This is a genomic window from Mixta tenebrionis, assembly GCF_006517625.1.
In the GTDB taxonomy this organism is placed as follows: domain Bacteria; phylum Pseudomonadota; class Gammaproteobacteria; order Enterobacterales; family Enterobacteriaceae; genus Mixta; species Mixta tenebrionis.
In genome coordinates this window covers 1-21,171 of record NZ_VHQI01000021.1, presented here as the reverse complement: position 1 = coordinate 21,171, position 21,171 = coordinate 1, and the positions used below count along the sequence as shown (strand labels likewise).

Annotated in this window: 17 protein-coding genes and 1 riboswitch; of the genes, 7 read left to right on the top strand and 10 right to left on the bottom strand. The window is 55.9% G+C overall.

Going from position 1 to position 21,171, the window contains the following annotated elements; genetic code table 11:
- Nucleotides 1–7 precede the first annotated feature (7 nt).
- The gene (gene nudC / locus FKM52_RS20660) at nucleotides 8–787 is read right to left on the bottom strand and encodes an NAD(+) diphosphatase (RefSeq protein ID WP_141178011.1); all 780 of its coding nucleotides are present in this window, start codon (nucleotides 785–787) and stop codon (nucleotides 8–10) included.
- Nucleotides 788–926: 139 nt separating this feature from the next.
- On the opposite strand from nudC, the gene rsd reads away from it, so the two are divergent.
- The 7 genes from rsd to thiH all read left to right on the top strand — a co-directional run bounded on the left by rsd (nucleotide 927) and on the right by thiH (nucleotide 7,136).
- A complete protein-coding gene (gene rsd / locus FKM52_RS20655) occupies nucleotides 927–1,433 on the top strand; it encodes a sigma D regulator (RefSeq protein ID WP_141178010.1) in 507 nt (168 codons plus the stop codon).
- A gap of 114 nt (nucleotides 1,434–1,547) precedes the next feature.
- Nucleotides 1,548–1,647, top strand: a riboswitch (TPP riboswitch).
- Between the two features lie 84 nt (nucleotides 1,648–1,731).
- Entirely contained in the window at nucleotides 1,732–3,654 is a 1,923-nt protein-coding gene (thiC, locus tag FKM52_RS20650) for a phosphomethylpyrimidine synthase ThiC (protein ID WP_141178009.1), read from the top strand.
- Nucleotides 3,651–4,292 (top strand): thiamine phosphate synthase, encoded by a 642-nt coding sequence (gene thiE, locus FKM52_RS20645; RefSeq protein ID WP_141178008.1) that lies wholly within the window; start codon nucleotides 3,651–3,653, stop codon nucleotides 4,290–4,292. The genes thiC and thiE overlap by 4 nt, the downstream gene beginning before the upstream one ends.
- The gene (locus tag FKM52_RS20640; protein ID WP_141178007.1) at nucleotides 4,285–5,034 is read left to right on the top strand and encodes a HesA/MoeB/ThiF family protein; all 750 of its coding nucleotides are present in this window, start codon (nucleotides 4,285–4,287) and stop codon (nucleotides 5,032–5,034) included. Before thiE ends, FKM52_RS20640 begins: the two co-directional genes overlap by 8 nt.
- Nucleotides 5,031–5,231, top strand: coding sequence for a sulfur carrier protein ThiS (gene thiS, locus FKM52_RS20635; RefSeq protein ID WP_141178006.1), 201 nt, complete (start codon nucleotides 5,031–5,033; stop codon nucleotides 5,229–5,231). The genes FKM52_RS20640 and thiS overlap by 4 nt, the downstream gene beginning before the upstream one ends.
- Nucleotide 5,232: 1 nt before the next feature.
- The gene (locus FKM52_RS20630) at nucleotides 5,233–6,009 is read left to right on the top strand and encodes a thiazole synthase (protein WP_141178005.1); all 777 of its coding nucleotides are present in this window, start codon (nucleotides 5,233–5,235) and stop codon (nucleotides 6,007–6,009) included.
- Complete coding sequence (gene thiH / locus FKM52_RS20625; RefSeq protein WP_141178004.1) at nucleotides 6,009–7,136, top strand: 2-iminoacetate synthase ThiH; 1,128 nt, start codon at nucleotides 6,009–6,011, stop codon at nucleotides 7,134–7,136. The genes FKM52_RS20630 and thiH overlap by 1 nt, the downstream gene beginning before the upstream one ends.
- Before the next feature lie 189 nt (nucleotides 7,137–7,325).
- Here thiH and FKM52_RS20620 read toward each other — a convergent pair whose 3' ends face one another.
- The 9 genes from FKM52_RS20620 to secE all read right to left on the bottom strand — a co-directional run bounded on the left by FKM52_RS20620 (nucleotide 7,326) and on the right by secE (nucleotide 20,901).
- The gene (locus tag FKM52_RS20620) at nucleotides 7,326–8,408 is read right to left on the bottom strand and encodes a DUF1176 domain-containing protein (RefSeq protein WP_141178003.1); all 1,083 of its coding nucleotides are present in this window, start codon (nucleotides 8,406–8,408) and stop codon (nucleotides 7,326–7,328) included.
- A gap of 342 nt (nucleotides 8,409–8,750) precedes the next feature.
- On the bottom strand, nucleotides 8,751–12,974 hold the full coding sequence (rpoC, locus tag FKM52_RS20615; RefSeq protein ID WP_141178002.1) for a DNA-directed RNA polymerase subunit beta': 4,224 nt from the start codon (nucleotides 12,972–12,974) through the stop codon (nucleotides 8,751–8,753).
- An 86-nt stretch (nucleotides 12,975–13,060) separates the two neighbouring features.
- Nucleotides 13,061–17,089, bottom strand: a complete 4,029-nt coding sequence (rpoB, locus tag FKM52_RS20610) for a DNA-directed RNA polymerase subunit beta (RefSeq protein ID WP_141178001.1) — start codon at nucleotides 17,087–17,089, stop codon at nucleotides 13,061–13,063.
- Between the two features lie 324 nt (nucleotides 17,090–17,413).
- Nucleotides 17,414–17,779, bottom strand: coding sequence for a 50S ribosomal protein L7/L12 (gene rplL, locus FKM52_RS20605; protein WP_141178000.1), 366 nt, complete (start codon nucleotides 17,777–17,779; stop codon nucleotides 17,414–17,416).
- A gap of 62 nt (nucleotides 17,780–17,841) precedes the next feature.
- Entirely contained in the window at nucleotides 17,842–18,339 is a 498-nt protein-coding gene (gene rplJ, locus FKM52_RS20600; RefSeq protein ID WP_012772934.1) for a 50S ribosomal protein L10, read from the bottom strand.
- 343 nt (nucleotides 18,340–18,682) lie between these two features.
- The gene (gene rplA / locus FKM52_RS20595; RefSeq protein WP_141177999.1) at nucleotides 18,683–19,387 is read right to left on the bottom strand and encodes a 50S ribosomal protein L1; all 705 of its coding nucleotides are present in this window, start codon (nucleotides 19,385–19,387) and stop codon (nucleotides 18,683–18,685) included.
- A gap of 3 nt (nucleotides 19,388–19,390) precedes the next feature.
- Nucleotides 19,391–19,819, bottom strand: coding sequence for a 50S ribosomal protein L11 (gene rplK, locus FKM52_RS20590; RefSeq protein ID WP_141177998.1), 429 nt, complete (start codon nucleotides 19,817–19,819; stop codon nucleotides 19,391–19,393).
- 151 nt (nucleotides 19,820–19,970) lie between these two features.
- Nucleotides 19,971–20,516, bottom strand: a complete 546-nt coding sequence (gene nusG / locus FKM52_RS20585; RefSeq protein WP_038629789.1) for a transcription termination/antitermination protein NusG — start codon at nucleotides 20,514–20,516, stop codon at nucleotides 19,971–19,973.
- A gap of 1 nt (nucleotide 20,517) precedes the next feature.
- Nucleotides 20,518–20,901, bottom strand: a complete 384-nt coding sequence (gene secE, locus FKM52_RS20580) for a preprotein translocase subunit SecE (RefSeq protein WP_104958835.1) — start codon at nucleotides 20,899–20,901, stop codon at nucleotides 20,518–20,520.
- Nucleotides 20,902–21,171: the final 270 nt, after the last annotated feature.

Genomic DNA, 21,171 nt, shown 5'->3' with positions numbered 1-21,171 from the left:
GCAACCGTTACGGCTGTTCATCCGCCGCGCGACAGAGCGCCACCGTATCTTCAATCAGGCGGCGCGCCACGGTGCCGGGCGGCGGCAGCGACGGCAATGCGTCATAGCGGAACCAGCCGGCATCAATCAGCTCTTTACGATCGATTTGCAGCTCGCCTGCGTCATATTCCGCCATAAAGGCCATCATCAGCGAGTGGGGGAAAGGCCAGGGCTGGGAGGTAACATAGCGCAGATTTTTTATCCGCACGTTGCTCTCCTCCATTACTTCGCGCGCTACCGCCTGCTCCAGCGTTTCGCCCACTTCAACAAACCCCGCCAGCACGGTGTAGATACTGTTACGATGACGGGCGTGCTGCGCCAGCAGGATCTGGTCATCACGACGGATCGCCACAATGATGCAGGGCGCGATTTGCGGATAGTAGCGCTGACGACAGTGCGCGCACAGGCAGGCGTTTTCACTGTTGCTGAGGTGCATTTCGTGGCCGCAGTAGCCGCAGTAGCGGTGCGAACGCACAAATTCCGCCAGCTGGACGCCGCGCCCCGCCAGCTGAAACAGACCGCTGTCAAGATCGATAATTTGCCGTATCGATCCCATGCTCTCGCTGCGATTCTCGCGGATCAGCCAGACGCTATCGCCCTGCCACTCCCCGATCGCGGCGGCGCGCGATCCGACCAGCCCCCACTGCTCCGCGGAACCGAACGGTAATTCACCCTGTGGCAACCATATTTTCTGTTCATGGCTGACAACCCACCAGCCAGCGTCTACGCTTGTTAGTTCTCGTTCCATAGAAAAACACCCTTTGCTTCAGCACGCTTTTTGTGACTGGCACCGTAAATATTCTTAAAACAGGAGCGGATACGGGACACGGCCTCTGTACTGATGGTAATTATAAGTAGCGGTAAGACTATAACTCACGGAGACAAACATGCTTAACCAGTTAAACGTTCTGACCGAGCGCGTAGGTGGCAGTAATGAACTGGTGGATTTTTGGCTGAATGCGCGCAGGCAACTGCTGGTTGCTTATTATCAGGTAGTCGGCATTAAGCCGAATAAAGAGTCTCTCACCGCCCTGGATGAACAGGCGCTTGATAATTTTTGTCAGAACCTGGTGGACTATCTTTCCACCGGTCACTTCAACGTTTATGAACGCATTATTGAAGAGATGAGCGGCGACAGCCCGCTGCTGGCGGCGGCGCAGATCTACCCTGCCCTGCAGGCCAATACCGATACCATTATGCGGCTGTATGACTCTCATCTGGAAACGGCTATCGATCACGACAACTGCCTGGAATTTCAGCAGGCGCTGTCTGAAGTGGGCGAGGCGCTGGAAGCGCGCTTTACGCTGGAGGATAAGCTAATCCAGCTGGCCTACGATAATCATCTGGCCTCTCTGCAACCGGCTAACGATCAGGTGATTGCGCGTCCAGCCTGATGGCGACGCAGGCTAATCGCCCCTTGTAGTTTCTTAAGCGCCCCTTTATGCTGAAGGGGCTTTTTATCACCAGAGGCTGCGTAACGCGCCGATGGTCAGGGCTGTCGCCCGTTTTTCATCTTGTCGGAGTGCCTTTTAGGCTGAGACCGTTTATTCGGGATCCGCGGAACCTGATCAGGTTAGTACCTGCGAAGGGAACAAGAGTACAGAACTTTTCACGTCGTCAGCGCCTGCTGATGCTGTGCCGTTACTCCTTCCGAGCTCCGGACAAGCAACGTTCCTTTATCTGGAGATTGCTATGTCTGCTAAACCTACCCGTCGTGAACAGCGCGCTCAGGCGCAACAGTTTATCTCTTCTCTACAGGGAAGCGCCTTCCCCAATTCAAAACGCATCTGGATTAGCGGCAGCCGCCCCGATATTCGCGTGCCGATGCGTGAAATCCAGCTTAGCCCCACCCTTGTCGGCGGCGATAAAAGCGAGCCGCGTTACGAACCTAACGAAGCGGTGCCGGTTTACGATACCGCCGGGCCCTATGGCGATGCTGAAGCGGTCATTGATGTTCATCGGGGCCTGCCGCGCCTGCGCAGCGGCTGGATCGCCCAGCGCGGCGATAGTGAACCAACCCAGCTTAACTCCAGCTATAGCCAGCAGCGCCTGCAAGATGAAGGCCTCGATCATTTGCGTTTCGATAACCTGCCGCATCCGCGCCGGGCGCTGCCGGGCCGGCGGGTCACGCAGCTGCACTATGCGCGTCAGGGAACAGTGACGCCGGAAATGGAATTTATCGCCCTGCGGGAAAATATGGGCCGCGAGCGCATTCGCAGCGAAGTACTGCGCCAGCAACATCCGGGGCACGATTTCGGCGCGCGTCTGCCGGAAAATATTACTCCGGAGTTTGTGCGTCAGGAGGTGGCCGCCGGGCGGGCGATTATTCCAGCCAATATCAACCATCCGGAAGCGGAACCGATGATTATTGGCCGCAACTTCCTGGTGAAGGTGAATGCCAATATTGGTAACTCCTCCGTCAGCTCTTCTATCGAAGAGGAAGTGGAGAAGCTGGTCTGGGCGACGCGCTGGGGCGCCGATACCGTAATGGATCTCTCCACCGGGCGCTATATCCATGAAACGCGCGAATGGATTCTGCGTAACAGCCCGGTTCCGATTGGCACCGTTCCCATCTATCAGGCGCTGGAAAAGGTTAACGGCATCGCTGAAAACCTGACCTGGACGCTGTTCCGCGATACGCTGCTGGAACAGGCGGAACAGGGCGTGGACTATTTCACCATTCACGCTGGCGTGCTGCTGCGCTATGTGCCGATGACGGCGAAGCGCCTTACCGGCATCGTTTCCCGCGGCGGATCGATCATGGCGAAGTGGTGCCTGTCCCATCATCAGGAAAACTTCCTTTACCAGCACTTCCGCGAAATTTGTGAAATCTGCGCCGCCTATGATGTGGCGCTGTCGCTGGGCGACGGCCTGCGCCCCGGTTCGATCCAGGACGCCAATGATGAAGCGCAGTTTGCCGAGCTCTATACGCTGGGCGAGCTGACCAAAATCGCCTGGGAATATGATGTGCAGGTGATGATCGAAGGACCAGGGCATGTGCCGATGCATATGATCCGCCGCAATATAACCGAACAGCTGGAGCACTGTCACGAAGCGCCTTTCTATACGCTTGGCCCGCTCACCACCGATATCGCGCCTGGCTACGATCATTTCACCTCCGGTATTGGCGCAGCAATGATCGGCTGGTTCGGCTGCGCCATGCTCTGCTATGTCACGCCGAAAGAACATTTAGGCCTGCCGAACAAGGAGGATGTTAAACAAGGGCTGATCGCCTACAAGATCGCCGCCCACGCCGCCGATCTGGCTAAAGGCCATCCCGGCGCGCAGATCCGTGATAACGCCATGTCGAAGGCGCGCTTTGAATTCCGCTGGGAAGATCAGTTTAACCTTGCGCTCGATCCCGATACCGCCCGCGCCTGGCACGACGAAACGCTGCCGCAGGAGTCGGGAAAAGTCGCTCATTTCTGCTCAATGTGCGGGCCGAAATTCTGCTCCATGAAGATTACCCAGGAAGTTCGTGAATACGCCGCAAAACAGGAAGCGGAGGCGCAGCCCGTCGAGGTGGGTATGGCGCAAATGTCGCTGGCTTTTCGTCAGCGCGGCGCAGAACTTTATCACCCCGCCGAGAGATTACTACCGGAGGAAAAAGCATGAGCCACTCTTTCCCTTCCTGTCCTGGCCGGCTTGGCCTCTATCCCGTCGTCGACAGCCTTGAATGGATTGCGCGCCTGCTTGACGCAGGGGTGCGCACGATACAGCTACGCATCAAAGACCGCCCTGCCGCTGAGGTAGAACCAGTGATTGAGCAGGCTATCGCGCTGGGGCGCCAATATCAGGCGCGTCTGTTTATCAATGATTACTGGCAGCTGGCGATTAAGCATGGCGCCTGGGGCGTGCATTTGGGCCAGGAAGATCTGGACGTTGCCGATCTCGACGCGATACGCCGTGCCGGTTTACGCCTGGGCCTTTCTACCCATGACGACAGCGAGATCGATCGGGCGCTGGCCGCTCAACCTTCTTATATCGCACTGGGTCACGTTTTTCCAACGCAAACCAAAGAGATGCCTTCCGCGCCGCAGGGCCTGGAACAACTAAAGAAACATGTCGCCCGGCTGGGCAGCATGCCAACCGTCGCCATCGGCGGGATCAGCCTTGAACGCGCGCCGGCGGTGCTGGCCTGCGGCGTCGGCAGCATCGCGGTAGTCAGCGCCATCACCCAGGCCGACGACTGGCGTGCGGCAACGGCGGCGCTGCTGGCGCTGGCCGGTACGGGAGACGAGGCCGATGCTTAACGACCAGGATTTTTTACGCTACAGCCGCCAGCTGCTGCTGGAGGAGTTTGGCGTAAAAGGGCAACAGAAGCTGCAACACTCCAGGGTGTTGATCGTCGGGCTGGGCGGGCTGGGCGCGCCCGCAGCGCTCTGGCTGGCGGCGGCCGGCGTCGGCAGGCTGCTGCTGGCCGATGATGACAAATTGCATATCAGCAACCTGCAACGCCAGATTCTCTACCGTAGCGCTGACTGCGGGAAAGCCAAAGCGTCGCTGGCGCAGCGGCAGCTACAGGCGCTGAATCCACAGACAGAAACCATCGCGCTGCAGGCAAGAATGGATGAGGCGCAGCTGCGTGAATTAGCGCCGCAGGTCGATCTGGTGCTGGACTGTAGCGACAACATGACGACGCGCCAGGCGATTAACGCCGCCTGCGTCGCCAGCGGCACGCCGTTAATCAGCGGCAGCGCCGTCGGCTTTGGCGGCCAGCTGTTAGTTATTTCGCCGCCGTGGCAAAAAGGCTGTTACCGCTGCCTGTGGCCAGATAGCAGCGAGCCGGAACGCAACTGCCGCACCGCTGGCGTGCTGGGGCCGGTAGTCGGCACTATCGGCACCTTGCAGGCGCTGGAGGCGCTAAAGATGTTGGCTGGCCAGCATTCCGCGCTTGACGGTCAGCTACGCCTGTTTGACGGGCGCCAGCAGACGTGGCGCACGCTGAGCCTGACGCGCGATCCGCACTGCCCGGTATGCGAAGGCGATAAATGAACATTGTGGTTAACGATGAGAGACTCACTCTGGAAGCGCCGCTGTCGCTGGAGATGCTGCTGGAAAGGCTGGACTGCCGCCAGCCAGGCACTGCGCTGGCGGTCAATCAACAGATCGTTCCCCGCGCCAGCTGGGCGCGACACGCATTGCGGGAAGGCGATGAGGTAGTTATTTTTCAGGCGATTGCCGGAGGTTAAGATGTTAAAGATTGCAGACAGATCATTCACTTCCCGACTCTTTACCGGTACCGGCAAGTTCGCTACGCCTGCGCTGATGCTCGACGCGCTGCGTGCCTCCGGCTCGCAGCTGGTTACGATGGCGATGAAACGGCTGGATTTCCGCGGCGGCGATGATGGCATTCTGGCGCCGTTGCAGGCGCTGGACGTCCAGCTGCTGCCGAATACCTCCGGCGCGAAAACCGCTGAGGAGGCGATCTTCGCCGCACGCCTGGCGCGTGAAGCCTTAGGCACCCGCTGGCTGAAGCTGGAGATCCATCCTGATGCGCGCTATTTGCTGCCCGATCCGATCGAAACATTAAAGGCGGCGGCGCAGCTGGTGGAAGAAGGCTTTGTCGTGCTGCCCTACTGCGGCGCCGATCCGGTATTATGCAAGCGCCTGGAAGAAGCAGGCTGCGCCGCCGTCATGCCCTTAGGCGCGCCTATCGGCAGCAATCAGGGGTTAAAAACCCGCGATCTGCTACGTATTATTATTGAACAGGCAAAGGTGCCAGTGGTGGTGGATGCCGGAATCGGCGCGCCCAGCCACGCCAGCGAAGCGCTGGAGATGGGCGCCGATGCGGTGCTGGTCAATACGGCAATTGCCGTAGCGCGCGATCCGCTAGAGATGGCGCGCGCCTTCCGCCTTGCCGTTGAAGCAGGACGTATCGCCTGGCGCAGCGGGTTGGGAGCCAGCCAGTTTCAGGCCACGGCCTCCAGCCCGCTTACCGATTTCCTCAGTCAGTCGGAGCGCGCATAATGAAAGACTTTATCGACCGCTGGCGCCGGCTGGAGTGGGATGATATACGGCTGCGTATCCACAGTAAAAGCGCAGCGGACGTGCAGCGCGCGCTCAACGCGCCGCGTCCGGATCGCGACGATCTGATGGCGCTGCTCTCCCCGGCCGCCGCCGCATTTCTGGAGCCGCTGGCGCAGAAAGCCCAGCTTCTGACGCGCCAGCGCTTTGGCAATACCGTCAGTTTTTATGTGCCGCTCTATCTTTCCAACCTGTGCGCCAACGACTGCACCTATTGCGGTTTCTCGATGAGCAACCGCATCAAGCGCAAGACCCTGAATGCCAAAGAGATCGCGCGCGAATGTCAGGCGATCCGCGCTATGGGTTTCGATCATCTGCTGCTGGTTGCCGGCGAGCATCAGACGAAAGTTGGGATCGACTATTTCCACCAGCATATCCCGCTGATCCGGCCGCACTTCAGTTCGCTGATGATGGAGGTGCAGCCACTCTCGCAGCAGGAGTATCTGGAGCTGAGAAAGATCGGGCTGGATGGCGTAATGGTTTATCAGGAAACCTACCATCCGAAGATCTATCAGCAGCACCATCTGAAAGGGAATAAGCAGGACTTTTTCTTCCGGCTGGAAACGCCGGATCGTCTGGGACGCGCCGGGATCGATAAAATCGGCCTCGGCGCGCTGATTGGCCTTTCCGACTGCTGGCGTACCGACTGCTTTATGCTGGCGGAACATCTGCTGTGGCTTCAGCAAACTTACTGGCAGAGCCGCTATTCCATCTCTTTCCCGCGGCTGCGGCCCTGTACCGGCGGTATTGAACCCGCATCGCTAATGAGTGAAGCGCAGCTGGTGCAAACTATTTGCGCCTTCCGCCTGTTTGCGCCGGAGGTAGAGCTTTCTTTATCGACGCGCGAATCGCCGCGCTTTCGCGATCGGGTGGTGCCGCTGGCGATTAACAGCGTCAGCGCCTTTTCCAAAACGCAGCCCGGCGGCTATGCCGATCCGCGCCCGGAGCTGGAGCAGTTTTCGCCGGACGATCATCGTCCGCCGCAGGAGGTGGCCGCCGCGCTTACGCAGGCCGGTTTACAGCCGGTCTGGAAGGACTGGGATAGCTGGCTGGGACGCGCGCCGCAATAATCCGTCAGCTATAGGCTGTTGCACAAACTCTTTGGAAATCGGCACAGAAAACGGTTGAAGAATGCTGTGCTTTACCGGCGGAGAACTGTAGCCTTAATTCGCCGGGCAAGCCGGCACTGAGCAGGGCCGATAGCTATATCGCAGGCAGCCCGGCTGTTTCCGCCAGCTCACAGCATTTGCTCCGGGGCGTTACCAGCTTGCCGCATTATCTGCATATCCCGGCGTCGCCCAGACCGAGGGCCAGTCGCCCGGCTCGCCGCCGTCGCAGCTGGGTTGGCGGTTATAGCTGACTAACCGAAAATTTTCGCCATCGTAGCGCCAGGCAGCGCTTTCCCCGCAGTCGGCAATGCCGCGCCCGCGTGCCGCATGGAAAAGCTGAGCGCTGTGCGGATCGTAACCGGTATTGGTAAACCAGCTGACGCTGTTCGGTTGGCCCTCTTCATCTTTCAAAGGCAGCGGTAAGATCAGCTGCTTTGCCTGCTCAGGCGCACGGCGAGGCGTGATAAACAGCACGCTGGAAGATTGATAAGCCCCCATGCCGCAGTTCACCATGACCAGAGCGCGCTGCGCATCCAGCGGCTGCGCTTCACTGCGGGCGATATCCTCAGCTGAAGGTTCGCACTCTTCCTGCTTCAGTACCGCCTGCTGGCTGTTAATCACGGCTTTAATCAGCGCTGGCGCATTATTTAACGGCGGCGCCGACGGCACCGGGATTGGCGATACGGCAGAGGGGCGCGGCGGTACGTTAACAGCAGGAATATCACCGGTTTTCAGTAATGCCGTTTGGTTGTTCAGGCGGCCCTGACGATCGTCAACAAACAGCAGAGCGGCATTTAGCCCGCTGAGCGATGCCGTGACCTCATTGTCGGACGCAAGGGAGAGTGTCATCGCATTTTTAGCCGCCGCAATAAGCGCCTGGATATCATCCAGAGTGTTACTGTGCGCGCTGGCGTAATCATTGTTTTCATCAGCGTCGGAGAGCGCGATAGCATGTTGCCAGCGTTTTCCATCCAGCCAGATTCCCTGCGCTTTATCCGCGTCAAAACTCATAATATCTAACGTCGCCTCGCCGTTCGGCCCCGCCTGATGCCGAATCACGATGCGCATATTTTCATCTGCGTTACGAACATCGCAGTCGTTAAGGTTATTACAGGTTACCTGCCATTCGCGAAACATACGCTGCACCGGCTGGTTTGGCGGCGGGGCGGCACCCGTTACGCTTAACCAACCGAACAATGTTATAAACAGCAGCCCCTTGCCAGCGCCCTTCATGCTTATCCTCCCTCTGTATGCAATCAACGTATACGAACGCGCTACTAGCGTCTCTGTGCCCGCTTTGGCAAAGTTTAACCGTTAACCTTTGTCAGCTTTGCTGCCACGATAATATCCCGCCGTAGCTGCCCTCTTTATAACAATTCTTACCGTGGCGCCGGGTAGCTATCCAGCGCTGTTATTTCTTTTTATTTCTTCCGCCGCTCCACGCCACGCTCATTCCTGGCGCACCGAGGGCGTTACAGTGAACAAGAGAGACGTTAGCAGGAGTCACGAAGGCTTCGCCCATAAAAAAACCCTGCCGAGGCAGGGTTTTTAATATTACGGCATAGCGCCTGACGATTATTCGTCGTCGCTGCCGCCGAGGCCCGCATTAAGCAGCTCTGCCAGGCTGGCAGTGGCTTCTTCCGCGCTAACCTGCGGCGTAACCGGGGTTTCGCCCGCCTGACGGCGACGCATACGATCCTGATGGTAAGCGTAACCGGTACCGGCTGGGATCAGACGACCCACGATAACGTTCTCTTTCAGGCCGCGCAGTTCGTCGCGCTTGCCCGCTACCGCTGCTTCGGTCAGGACACGCGTTGTTTCCTGGAACGATGCGGCAGAGATGAACGATTCGGTTGCCAGCGATGCTTTGGTGATACCCAACAGGTCGCGAGCGTAAGTTGCGCCCACTTTGCCGTTGTTTTCCAGATCGCGGTTGGCAATCTTCACGCGTGAGTATTCTACCTGCTCGCCTTCCAGGAACTCGGAGCTGCCCGCGCTGGCGATGGTTGCTTTACGCAGCATCTGACGCACGATAACTTCGATGTGCTTATCGTTAATCTTAACGCCCTGCAGACGATAAACGTCCTGCACCTCGTTAACGATATAACGGGTCACAGCCTGAACGCCACGCAGACGCAGAATGTCATGCGGAGATTCCGGACCATCGGAGATTACGTCGCCACGTTCCACGCGCTCACCTTCGAATACGTTAAGCTGACGCCACTTCGGAATCATCTCTTCGTACGGATCGCTGCCGTCAACCGGCGTAATTACCAGACGACGTTTACCTTTGGTCTCTTTACCGAAGGAGACGATACCGCTGATTTCAGCCAGGATCGCAGGTTCTTTCGGACGACGCGCTTCGAACAGGTCAGCAACGCGCGGCAAACCACCGGTAATATCCTTGGTACCGCCAGATTCCTGCGGTACACGCGCCAGGGTATCACCAGAGCTGATTTTCACGCCATCTTCCAGCTGCACAATCGCTTTGCCCGGCAGGAAGTACTGTGCCGGCATGTCGGTGCCCGGAATCAGAACATCATCGCCGTTAGCGTCAACGATTTTCAGCGCCGGACGCAGGTCTTTACCACCAGAGGTACGCTCTGCGGTATCGAGCACCACGAGTGAAGACAGACCGGTCAGCTCATCTGTCTGACGGGTAATGGTCTGGCCGTCGATCATGTCGGTGAAACGGATGAAACCGCTCACTTCGGTGATAACCGGCATGGTGTGCGGATCCCAGTTCGCTACCGTTTCACCGGCGTTGACCTGCTCACCATCACCTTTCGCCATGGTTGCGCCGTAAGGCACTTTATAGCTTTCTTTGGTGCGCCCGAATTCGTCGATCATTTTCAGTTCAACGTTACGGGAAGTAATCACCAGCTTACCAGCGGAGTTGGTTACCGACTTAGCGTTGGTCAGCTTGATGGTACCTTTGTTTTTCACCTGAATGCTGGATTCAGCAGCCGCACGCGATGCCGCACCACCGATGTGGAAGGTACGCATCGTCAGCTGAGTACCCGGCTCACCGATGGACTGTGCCGCGATAACGCCGATGGCCTCACCTTTGTTGATGATATGGCCACGCGCCAGGTCACGACCGTAGCAGTGCGCACAAACGCCGAAGTCGGTTTCACAGGCAACAACAGAGCGAACTTTTACGCTATCGACAGAGTTCTGTTCCAGCACGTCACACCAGTGCTCATCGAGCAGGGTGTTACGGGAAACCAGAATATCCGCCGTGCCCGGTTTCAGCACGTCTTCCGCCGTAACACGGCCCAGTACGCGCTCACGCAGCGGCTCTTTCACGTCGCCGCCTTCGATAACCGGCGTCATGGTGATGCCTTCGAGGGTGCCGCAGTCATCTTCGGTTACTACCAGATCCTGCGCTACGTCAACCAGACGACGCGTCAGATAACCGGAGTTCGCCGTTTTCAGCGCGGTATCCGCCAGACCTTTACGCGCACCGTGCGTGGAGATGAAGTACTGGAGTACGTTCAGACCTTCACGGAAGTTCGCGGTGATCGGCGTTTCAATGATGGAGCCATCCGGTTTCGCCATCAGGCCACGCATACCCGCCAGCTGACGAATCTGAGCGGCGGAACCACGCGCACCGGAGTCGGCCATCATAAAGATACTGTTGAAGGAAACCTGTTTCTCTTCTTCGCCGTCACGGTTGATCACCGTTTCGGTAGAGAGGTTTTCCATCATCGCTTTAGCAACGCGTTCGTTCGCCGCGGCCCAGATATCGATAACTTTGTTATAGCGTTCGCCAGCGGTTACCAGACCAGACTGGAACTGTTCCTGGATCTCAGCCACTTCCGCTTCCGCTTCGGTGATGATTTCCACTTTCTTCGCCGGGATCACCATATCATCGATACCTACGGAGGCGCCTGAACGGGCTGCGTAGGCAAAACCGGTGTACATGGTCTGGTCAGCAAAGATAACGGTCGGTTTCAGGCCCAGAATGCGGTAACAGGTGTTCAGCATTTTGGAGATCGCCTTTTTACCCAGCGCCTGGTTGACGATGGAGAAAGGCAGACCTTTAGGTACGATCATCCACAAAATAGCGCGACCGATAGTGGTATCGATCAGGCTGGTTTTCGGCGTGAAATCGCCCTGCTCATTTTTTTCAAACTCAGTGATACGCACTTTAACGCGCGCATGCAGCTCGGCCAGGCCAGCGCGATAGACACGCTCAGCTTCTTTCGGACCGGTCAGCACCATGCCTTCGCCTTTGGCGTTCACTTTGTCGCGGGTCATATAGTAGAGACCCAAAACAACGTCCTGAGAAGGAACGATGATCGGTTCGCCGTTCGCCGGAGACAGAATGTTGTTGGTAGACATCATCAGCGCACGCGCTTCCAGCTGGGCTTCCAGCGTCAGCGGTACGTGAACAGCCATCTGGTCACCATCGAAGTCGGCGTTGTATGCCGCACAAACCAGCGGGTGCAGCTGGATAGCTTTACCTTCGATCAGAACCGGTTCAAACGCCTGGATACCGAGACGGTGCAGCGTAGGCGCACGGTTCAGCAGTACCGGGTGTTCGCGGATAACTTCGTCGAGGATGTCCCAAACGACAGCTTCTTCGCGCTCAACCATTTTCTTGGCGGCTTTGATGGTGGTAGCAAGACCACGCAGTTCCAGCTTACCGTAGATGAACGGTTTGAACAGTTCCAGCGCCATTTTCTTCGGCAGGCCGCACTGATGCAGACGCAGGTACGGACCTACGGTAATAACGGAACGACCGGAGTAGTCGACACGTTTACCCAGCAGGTTCTGACGGAAACGACCCTGCTTACCTTTGATCATGTCAGCCAGCGATTTCAACGGACGCTTGTTGGAGCCAGTGATGGCGCGGCCGCGACGGCCGTTGTCCAGCAGGGCGTCTACCGCTTCCTGCAGCATACGTTTTTCGTTGCGTACGATGATATCCGGCGCAGCCAGATCCAGCAGACGTTTCAGACGGTTGTTGCGGTTAATGACGCGACGATAGAGATCGTTCAGGTCAGAAGTCGCAAAACGCCCGCCGTCCAGCGGAACCAGCGGACGCAGATCCGGCGGCAGCACCGGCAGCACGGTCAGGATCATCCACTCCGGCTTGTTGCCAGACTGTACGAACGCTTCCAGCAGCTTGATGCGCTTGGTCAGCTTTTTACGTTTGGTCTCGGAGTTGGTTTCGTTCAGCTCTTCGCGCAGCTGTTCGCACTCCTGCTCCAGATCCATATTTTTCAGCAGCGCCTGGATCGCTTCCGCGCCCATTTTCGCATCGAATTCGTCGCCAAACTCTTCCAGCGCGTCCAGATACTGCTCTTCAGTCAGGATCTGACGCTTTTCGAGGTTGGTCATGCCGCCTTCAACCACGACATAAGATTCGAAGTACAGCACGCGTTCGATATCGCGCAGCGGCATATCCAGCAGCAGACCGATACGGGACGGCAGTGATTTCAGGAACCAAATGTGCGCGGTTGGTGAAGCCAGCTCGATGTGGCCCATACGCTCACGGCGCACTTTAGTCTGGGTCACTTCAACGCCGCACTTCTCACAGATCACGCCGCGGTGTTTCAGGCGTTTGTACTTACCGCACAGGCATTCGTAGTCTTTTACCGGCCCGAAAATACGGGCGCAGAAAAGACCGTCGCGCTCAGGCTTGAACGTACGGTAGTTAATGGTTTCCGGCTTTTTCACTTCACCGAAAGACCAGGAACGGATCATGTCTGGCGAGGCCAGCGCAATCTTGATCGCATCAAACTCTTCGGTTTTAGTTTGCGCTTTCAGAAACTTAAGTAAGTCTTTCACGGATTAGCTCCCGTCGGAGTGAGACTTCTCAAGGGAATCCGGGACAGGCCCGGATTCCCTTGTAACCAGTACAGATGCGAGTGTAATTACTCGTCTTCCAGCTCGATGTTGATACCCAGCGAGCGGATCTCTTTCAACAGTACGTTGAAGGATTCCGGCATGCCCGGTTCCATCTGATGGTTGCCGTCCACGATGTTTTTATACATCTTGGTACGACCGTTCACGTCATCAGACTTAACGGTGAGCATTTCCTGCAGGGTATAGGCTGCGCCGTATGCTTCCAGCGCCCACACTTCCATCTCACCGAAGCGCTGACCACCGAACTGCGCCTTACCACCCAGCGGCTGCTGAGTAACCAGGCTGTAAGAGCCGGTAGAACGTGCGTGCATCTTGTCATCAACCAGGTGGTTGAGTTTCAGCATGTACATATAACCGACGGTAACCGGACGTTCGAACTGCTCGCCGGTACGACCGTCAAACAGCGTGATCTGACCGGAAGTCGGCAGATCGCCCAGCTGCAGCAGCTCTTTGATTTCGCTTTCTTTCGCGCCATCGAACACCGGCGTAGCGATCGGCATACCTTTTTTCAGGTTTTCAGCCAGACGCAGCACTTCATCATCAGAGAAGGTGTTCAGATCGACACGCTGACGAACGTCGGCGCCCAGATCGTATGCACGCTGGATGAACTCACGCAGCTTCGCCACTTCCTGCTGCTGCTTCAGCATGGCGTTGATCTTCTCGCCGATACCTTTAGCAGCCATACCCAGGTGAGTTTCCAGAATCTGACCGATGTTCATACGGGACGGTACGCCCAGCGGGTTCAACACGATATCGACCGGCGTACCGTTAGCATCGTGCGGCATATCTTCGATCGGGTTGATCTTGGAGATAACACCTTTGTTCCCGTGACGACCTGCCATTTTATCACCCGGCTGAATCTGACGTTTAACGGCCAGATACACCTTGACGATTTTCAGCACGCCCGGTGCCAGATCGTCGCCCTGGGTGATTTTGCGGCGCTTCGCTTCGAGTTTTTTCTCGAACTCGTGCTTCAGCTCGTCATACTGCTCGGCCAGCTGTTCCAGCTGATTCTGTTTCGCTTCGTCGGTCAGGCCCAGTTCCAGCCAGCGCTCACGCGGCAGCTTGTCCAGTTTTTCCGCTTCCACGCCGCCGGAAACCAGCACCGCATGGATACGTGCGAACAGGCCAGCTTCGAGGATCTGCAGTTCTTCGGTCAGGTCTTTCTTCGCCTGCTTCAGCTGCATCTCTTCGATTTCCAGCGCGCGCTTGTCTTTTTCCACGCCATCGCGGGTAAAGACCTGCACGTCGATAACGGTGCCGGAAACGCCGTTCGGTACACGCAGAGAAGAGTCTTTTACGTCAGACGCTTTCTCACCGAAGATAGCGCGCAGCAGTTTCTCTTCCGGCGTCAGCTGGGTTTCACCTTTCGGCGTTACCTTACCAACCAGAATGTCGCCGCCGGTCACTTCCGCACCGATATAAACGATGCCGGATTCATCCAGTTTGGAGAGCGCAGCTTCACCCACGTTCGGGATGTCAGCAGTGATCTCTTCCGGCCCCAGCTTGGTGTCGCGAGAGACGCACGCCAGTTCCTGAATATGGATGGTTGTGAAGCGATCTTCCTGTACGACACGCTCGGAGACTAAAATGGAGTCTTCGAAGTTGTAGCCGTTCCACGGCATGAAGGCTACGCGCATGTTCTGGCCCAGCGCCAGCTCGCCGAGGTCGGTTGAAGGACCGTCAGCCAGCACGTCGCCGCGCTCTACCGGTTCGCCCAGTGACACGCACGGCATCTGGTTGATGCAGGTGTTCTGGTTAGAACGGGTATATTTTGTCAGGTTGTAGATGTCGATGCCGGCTTCGCCCGGATACATCTCGTCTTCGTTAACTTTGATAACGATACGGGAAGCATCAACATACTGTACGGTACCGCCGCGTTTGGCTACGGCAGTTACGCCGGAGTCAACCGCTACCGCACGTTCCATACCGGTACCAACCAGCGGCTTATCAGCACGCAGAGTCGGAACCGCCTGACGTTGCATGTTCGCACCCATCAGGGCGCGGTTAGCATCATCGTGTTCCAGGAACGGGATCAGGCTTGCCCCGACGGAAACCACCTGCTGGGTGGATACGTCCATGTAGTCAACCTGATCGCGGCTGAACAGGCTCGATTCGCCTTTGCTACGGCAGGTGACCAGATCGTCAACAAAGCCGCCGTTTTCATCAAGCTGGGCGTTCGCCTGCGCGATAACGTAGTTACCCTCTTCAATAGCAGAGAGGTAATGAATTTCATCACTCACCACGCCGTCAATAACGCGACGGTACGGCGTTTCCAGGAAGCCGTATTCGTTAGTCTGCGCATAAACGGAAAGCGAGTTGATCAGACCGATGTTCGGACCTTCCGGCGTTTCGATTGGACATACGCGACCGTAGTGAGTCGGGTGTACGTCTCGAACCTCAAAGCCCGCGCGTTCACGAGTCAGACCGCCTGGGCCTAACGCGGAGATACGACGTTTGTGCGTAATCTCAGACAGCGGGTTGTTCTGGTCCATAAACTGCGACAGCTGGCTGGAACCAAAGAACTCTTTCACCGCGGCGGAAATCGGCTTGGCGTTGATCATGTCCTGCGGCATCAGGGTATCGAGGTCGCCCAGAGAGAGACGCTCTTTCACCGCGCGTTCTACACGCACCAGGCCCACACGGAACTGGTTTTCCGCCATTTCACCTACGGAGCGAATACGACGGTTGCCGAGGTGGTCGATATCATCCACTTCGCCTTTACCGTTACGGATACCGATGAGCTTTTTCATCACCTCGATGATGTCTTCTTTGCTCAGGATACCGGAGCCTTCGATCTCATCGCGGCCCAGAGAACGGTTGAACTTCATGCGGCCTACCGCAGAAAGATCGTAGCGGTCTTCAGAGAAGAACAGGTTCTCGAACAGATTTTCCGCAGCTTCGCGTGTCGGCGGCTCGCCAGGACGCATCATGCGGTAGATCTCAACCAGCGCGCTCAGGCGATCGTTGGTTGGGTCGACGCGCAGCGTTTCGGAGATGTAAGGACCGTGGTCGAGATCGTTGGTAAACAGCGTTTCAATACGCTTGTGTCCGGACTGGCTCAGTTTCGCCAGCAGGTCCAGAGAGAGCTCCATGTTCGCGCTGACGATCAGCTCGCCGGTGCCTTCATCCACGTAATCTTTAGCAACTACTTTGCCCGCGATATATTCCACCGGTACTTCGATGTGCTGAATGCCATCTTTTTCCAGCTGGCGGATATGACGCGCGGTAATGCGGCGGCCTTTCTCAACGTAAACCGTGCCGTTCGATTCGATATCGAAGGAAGCGGTTTCGCCACGCAGACGCTCAGGCACCAGCTCCATCTGCAGCTTGTTGTCGCGAATTTCAAACACCACTTTTTCGAAGAACAGATCGAGAATCTGTTCCGTGGTGTAGTTCAGCGCGCGCAGAATGATACTGGCCGGCAGTTTACGACGGCGGTCAATACGGACGAACAGGTTGTCTTTCGGGTCAAACTCGAAGTCGAGCCATGAGCCACGGTAAGGGATGATGCGTGCGTTATAGAGCACTTTACCCGAAGAGTGGGTTTTACCCTTATCGCTGTCAAAGAATACGCCAGGACTACGGTGCAGCTGAGAAACGATAACCCTTTCAGTACCGTTGATAACAAAGGTACCGTTTTCGGTCATGAGCGGGATCTCGCCCATGTAAACTTCTTGCTCTTTGATGTCTTTAACGGTGCCTTCCGGCGCTTCGCGCTCGTAGATCACCAGACGCAGCTTAACGCGCAGCGGAGCAGAATAGGTCACGCCGCGGATCTGACATTCTTTAACATCAAAGACAGGTTCGCCTAAGCGGTAGCTGACGTACTGCAGCTCAGAGTTGCCGCTATAGCTCTGGATTGGGAATACGGAACGGAATGCAGCTTCCAGACCATATTGGCCTTCCGGATCTTGCTCGATAAACTTCTGGAACGAGTCAAGCTGGATAGAAAGGAGATAGGGTACGTCCAGAACCTGTGGACGTTTGCCAAAATCCTTACGAATGCGTTTTTTCTCGGTATAGGAGTAAACCATAGGGTTCCTCAGCTAGCTGACAAGTCGACCCATCTGTCCGTCCTGAAGGACAGTTCATGCAACACTATTTTGTTTCTCGGAACGTGCGGGAACACCCTCCGCAATACGTCTTTCTATCACTCTTAAATCATTTCATTGCTGTTGCATGGGCAGGGAACCCTGCAGGGAAGCAGTATATTAAGGCGTCGATAGAAAAAGATATTGAAGACGCTCAATGGACAAACAGTGCGAAACCCCATTGAGGCCCTGTAGCGCAAAAAGGCTGGTGACCAAAAAGTCACCAGCCATCAGCCTAAAAGTCAGGCTGCAACCCGGAAGGTTGGTTTATTTAACTTCAACTTCAGCGCCAGCTTCTTCCAGAGATTTTTTCAGAGCTTCAGCGTCGTCTTTGCTGATGCCTTCTTTCAGCGCAGCCGGTGCAGATTCAACCAGGTCTTTCGCTTCTTTCAGGCCCAGGCCAGTTGCGCCGCGTACTGCTTTGATAACAGCAACTTTGTTAGCGCCAACAGCTTTCAGCACAACGTCGAACTCGGTTTTTTCTTCAGCAGCTTCAGCCGGGCCAGCAGCAACAGCTACAGCGGCAGCAGCAGAAACGCCGAATTTTTCTTCCATAGCGGAAACCAGCTCAACTACTTCCATTACGGACATAGCGGCTACTGCTTCCAGAATTTGATCTTTAGTGATAGACATGACAATTGTTCCTAAGAATCAGAAAATAGTGTGTACGTAAAAGTGCGCTGTAAAGGAAGGCCTTAAGCGGCTTCTTTCGCATCGCGTACGGCTGCCAGAGTACGAACCAGTTTGCCTGCAGCGGCTTCTTTCATGGTCGACATCAGACGTGCCAGTGCTTCTTCGTAAGTCGGCAGCGTTGCCAGACGGTCAATTTGCGCCGCCGGGATCAGCTCACCTTCAAAGGCTGCAGCTTTGACCTCGAATTTTGCATTCGCTTTCGCGAACTCTTTGAACAGACGAGCAGCAGCGCCCGGGTGTTCCATAGAGTATGCAATCAGGGTCGGACCAACAAACGTGTCTTTCAGGCACTCAAACTGAGTACCTTCTACGACGCGGCGCAGCAGGGTGTTGCGAACAACACGCATGTAAACGCCAGCTTCACGACCTGCTTTACGCAGTTCAGTCATTTTATCTACGGTAACGCCACGAGAATCCGCAACTACCGCAGACAGCGCGCCTTTGGCTACTTCGCTGACTTCAGCAACAATCGCTTGTTTGTCTTGAAGATTTAATGCCATTAGCTTTTGCTCCTGGATTTTAGCCGGAGGACAAATTCCCCCGGAACTCACTTCACTTACCGACCGATATAGAAGGTAAGCGCTAAAACACGGTGAGCAGAATCCAGAAAAATATTCTTCGGGCTCTGTCACCGTCTACGCAGGACGATTAAGCTTCTTGCGAAACACCTGCGGTCTTGGACGGAGGCCTGGATAAGGCCAGGCTCCAACCGAAAATCTTTCCGCTCCCCCTACTCTGGCGCGGCAAAGCCGATATTCGCTTCGGGGTAAAGACGGATGTTCTGCTTAACAGAACAACGGGCGTAAGATTCTAGATGAAACTTTCGCCCGCGTAAAGCGATTATTAATTCGCCACTGCGGTCAGGCCAGCCTGGTCGATGGCAACGCCAGCGCCCATGGTGGTAGACAGGCTAACTTTCTTGATGTACACGCCTTTCGCCTGAGACGGTTTTGCTTTTTTCAGCGCAACCAGCAGAGCTTCCAGGTTTTCTTTCAGTTTGTCAGCGTCGAAATCAACCTTACCGATAGTGGTATGGATGATGCCGTTTTTGTCATTGCGGTAGCGAATCTGGCCGGCTTTAGCGTTTTTAACCGCTTCAGCGACGTTCGGCGTTACCGTACCCACTTTCGGGTTCGGCATCAGGCCGCGCGGACCCAGAACCTGGCCCAGCTGGCCAACAACGCGCATAGCATCCGGAGATGCGATAACAACGTCAAAGTTCATTTCGCCTTTTTTGATCTGTTCTGCCAGATCTTCCATACCTACCAGCTCAGCGCCAGCCGCTTTAGCAGCTTCAGCGTTCGCGCCCTGAGTAAACACAGCAACGCGTACAGAACGGCCAGTACCGTGCGGCAGTACAGTCGCGCCACGAACGTTCTGGTCAGATTTACGTGCGTCGATGCCGAGGTTAACGGCAACGTCAACGCTTTCTACAAACTTAGCGGTAGCCAGTTCTTTCAGCAGAGCAACAGCTTCGTTGATGTCGTACTGTTTGGTAGAATCAACTTTGTCACGGATCACGCGCATGCGCTTGGTCAGCTTAGCCATTTCTTAATCCTCCACTACCAGGCCCATGGAACGAGCAGTACCTTCGATAGAGCGAGTCATCGCTTCTACGTCAGCACCAGTCATGTCCGCAGCTTTGGTTTCTGCGATTTCACGTACCTGAGCACGGGTTACTTTACCGACTTTGTCTTTGTTCGGCTTGCCGGAACCAGACTTGATACCCGCCGCTTTTTTCAGCAGAACAGCTGCCGGAGGCGTTTTGGTAACGAAGGTGAAAGAACGGTCAGAATAAACGGTAATAACAACAGGAATCGGCAGACCTTTTTCCAGGCTGTCTGTTTTCGCGTTGAACGCTTTACAGAATTCCATGATGTTAACGCCCTGCTGGCCCAGAGCCGGACCTACTGGCGGACTCGGGTTAGCCATACCGGCTGCAACCTGCAGCTTGACATAGGCTTGTACTTTCTTAGCCATGATATTTCCTCTGTTGGGTATAACGCCTGATTAAGGCTCCCCGTGATTAAACTTTCACGCGCCGTAGCGGCGCATAAAAACAAAAGGCGCGAAATTGTAGGGCAATTTCACGCCTTCTGCAACCCTTAATCGAAAGTTCCGATCGGGTGATTTAGCCTTTTTCAACCTGACCGAAGTCAAGCTCAACCGGTGTGGCGCGGCCGAAGATAGAGACAGAAACCTTCAGGCGGCTCTTCTCATAATCAACCTCTTCCACCACGCCGTTAAAGTCGGCAAAGGGACCGTCATTAACGCGAACCATTTCGCCCGGTTCAAACAGCGTTTTCGGACGCGGTTTGTCGCCTACCTGCTGCAGGCGGTTCATGATCGCATCGACTTCTTTATCGCTAATCGGTGCCGGACGATCGGATGTTCCGCCAATGAATCCCATTACGCGCGGTACGCTGCGCACCAGGTGCCAGCTCGCGTCGTTCATAACCATCTGCACCAGCACGTATCCGGGGAAGAATTTGCGCTCGCTTTTACGACGCTGGCCGCCGCGGATTTCCACTACCTCTTCAGTAGGGACCATCACGTCGCCAAACAACTCTTCCATATTGTGCAATTTGATATGCTCGCGCAGCGACTGTGCTACGCGCGCCTCAAAACCGGAAAACGCCTGAACGACGTACCAGCGCTTTTTTGGAGCTTCAGACATCTCAGAACCTCAGGCCAGTGATAAACGATACCAGACGGACCAGAATACCATCCAGCCCCCACAAAATCAGCGACATCACGGCGGTTACCGCGGCTACGATTAACGTGGTATGCAGCGTTTCCTGACGCGTAGGCCAAATGACTTTGCGCACTTCGGTTCTGGCTTCGCGCGCGAAAGCCATCGTTGCTTTACCTTTCGTCGTCAGCAGCGCGATGCCGCCTGCCGCCGCGATCAGAATGACAACAGCCAATGCGCGCAGCGGTAACGTTACTTCGCGATAATAGAAGTTACCCACAATTGCCACGATCAGCAAAATGGCGACGACTACCCACTTTATCGCTTCCAGGCCGCGCCCGCTTCCTTGAGCTTCGGTATTAGCACTCATAAACCAACCTGCCACATAAATCAGAAACAATTTTGCCCCGCGCATGCGAGGCAGCCAAACCGAATGCAGCTGTTGAGGCGTAACTCGGTCAATTACGCCGTGCTACAGAGCCTGTCTCAGCAATGATTATGAGTAAAAAATCACTGATGAGCCAGGTTCTATGTTACAGCGTATAAAAAGGGCATCAAATGATGCCCTCTTCTTGTACGTTGCGTCAAATATTATTGGCGATTAGCCAAGAACTTTAGCAACAACGCCCGCGCCAACGGT

Coding starts and splice junctions, on each gene's coding strand:
- thiE (WP_141178008.1), top strand. CDS start 3,651: ATGAGCCACTCTTTCCCTTCCTGTCCTGGCCGGCTTGGCCTCTATCCC.
- rplK (WP_141177998.1), bottom strand. CDS start 19,819: ATGGCTAAGAAAGTACAAGCCTATGTCAAGCTGCAGGTTGCAGCCGGT.
- nudC (WP_141178011.1), bottom strand. CDS start 787: ATGGAACGAGAACTAACAAGCGTAGACGCTGGCTGGTGGGTTGTCAGC.
- rplL (WP_141178000.1), bottom strand. CDS start 17,779: ATGTCTATCACTAAAGATCAAATTCTGGAAGCAGTAGCCGCTATGTCC.
- thiS (WP_141178006.1), top strand. CDS start 5,031: ATGAACATTGTGGTTAACGATGAGAGACTCACTCTGGAAGCGCCGCTG.
- rsd (WP_141178010.1), top strand. CDS start 927: ATGCTTAACCAGTTAAACGTTCTGACCGAGCGCGTAGGTGGCAGTAAT.
- rplA (WP_141177999.1), bottom strand. CDS start 19,387: ATGGCTAAGCTGACCAAGCGCATGCGCGTGATCCGTGACAAAGTTGAT.
- rplJ (WP_012772934.1), bottom strand. CDS start 18,339: ATGGCATTAAATCTTCAAGACAAACAAGCGATTGTTGCTGAAGTCAGC.
- nusG (WP_038629789.1), bottom strand. CDS start 20,516: ATGTCTGAAGCTCCAAAAAAGCGCTGGTACGTCGTTCAGGCGTTTTCC.
- FKM52_RS20640 (WP_141178007.1), top strand. CDS start 4,285: ATGCTTAACGACCAGGATTTTTTACGCTACAGCCGCCAGCTGCTGCTG.
- rpoB (WP_141178001.1), bottom strand. CDS start 17,089: ATGGTTTACTCCTATACCGAGAAAAAACGCATTCGTAAGGATTTTGGC.
- thiH (WP_141178004.1), top strand. CDS start 6,009: ATGAAAGACTTTATCGACCGCTGGCGCCGGCTGGAGTGGGATGATATA.
- secE (WP_104958835.1), bottom strand. CDS start 20,901: ATGAGTGCTAATACCGAAGCTCAAGGAAGCGGGCGCGGCCTGGAAGCG.
- FKM52_RS20630 (WP_141178005.1), top strand. CDS start 5,233: ATGTTAAAGATTGCAGACAGATCATTCACTTCCCGACTCTTTACCGGT.
- thiC (WP_141178009.1), top strand. CDS start 1,732: ATGTCTGCTAAACCTACCCGTCGTGAACAGCGCGCTCAGGCGCAACAG.
- FKM52_RS20620 (WP_141178003.1), bottom strand. CDS start 8,408: ATGAAGGGCGCTGGCAAGGGGCTGCTGTTTATAACATTGTTCGGTTGG.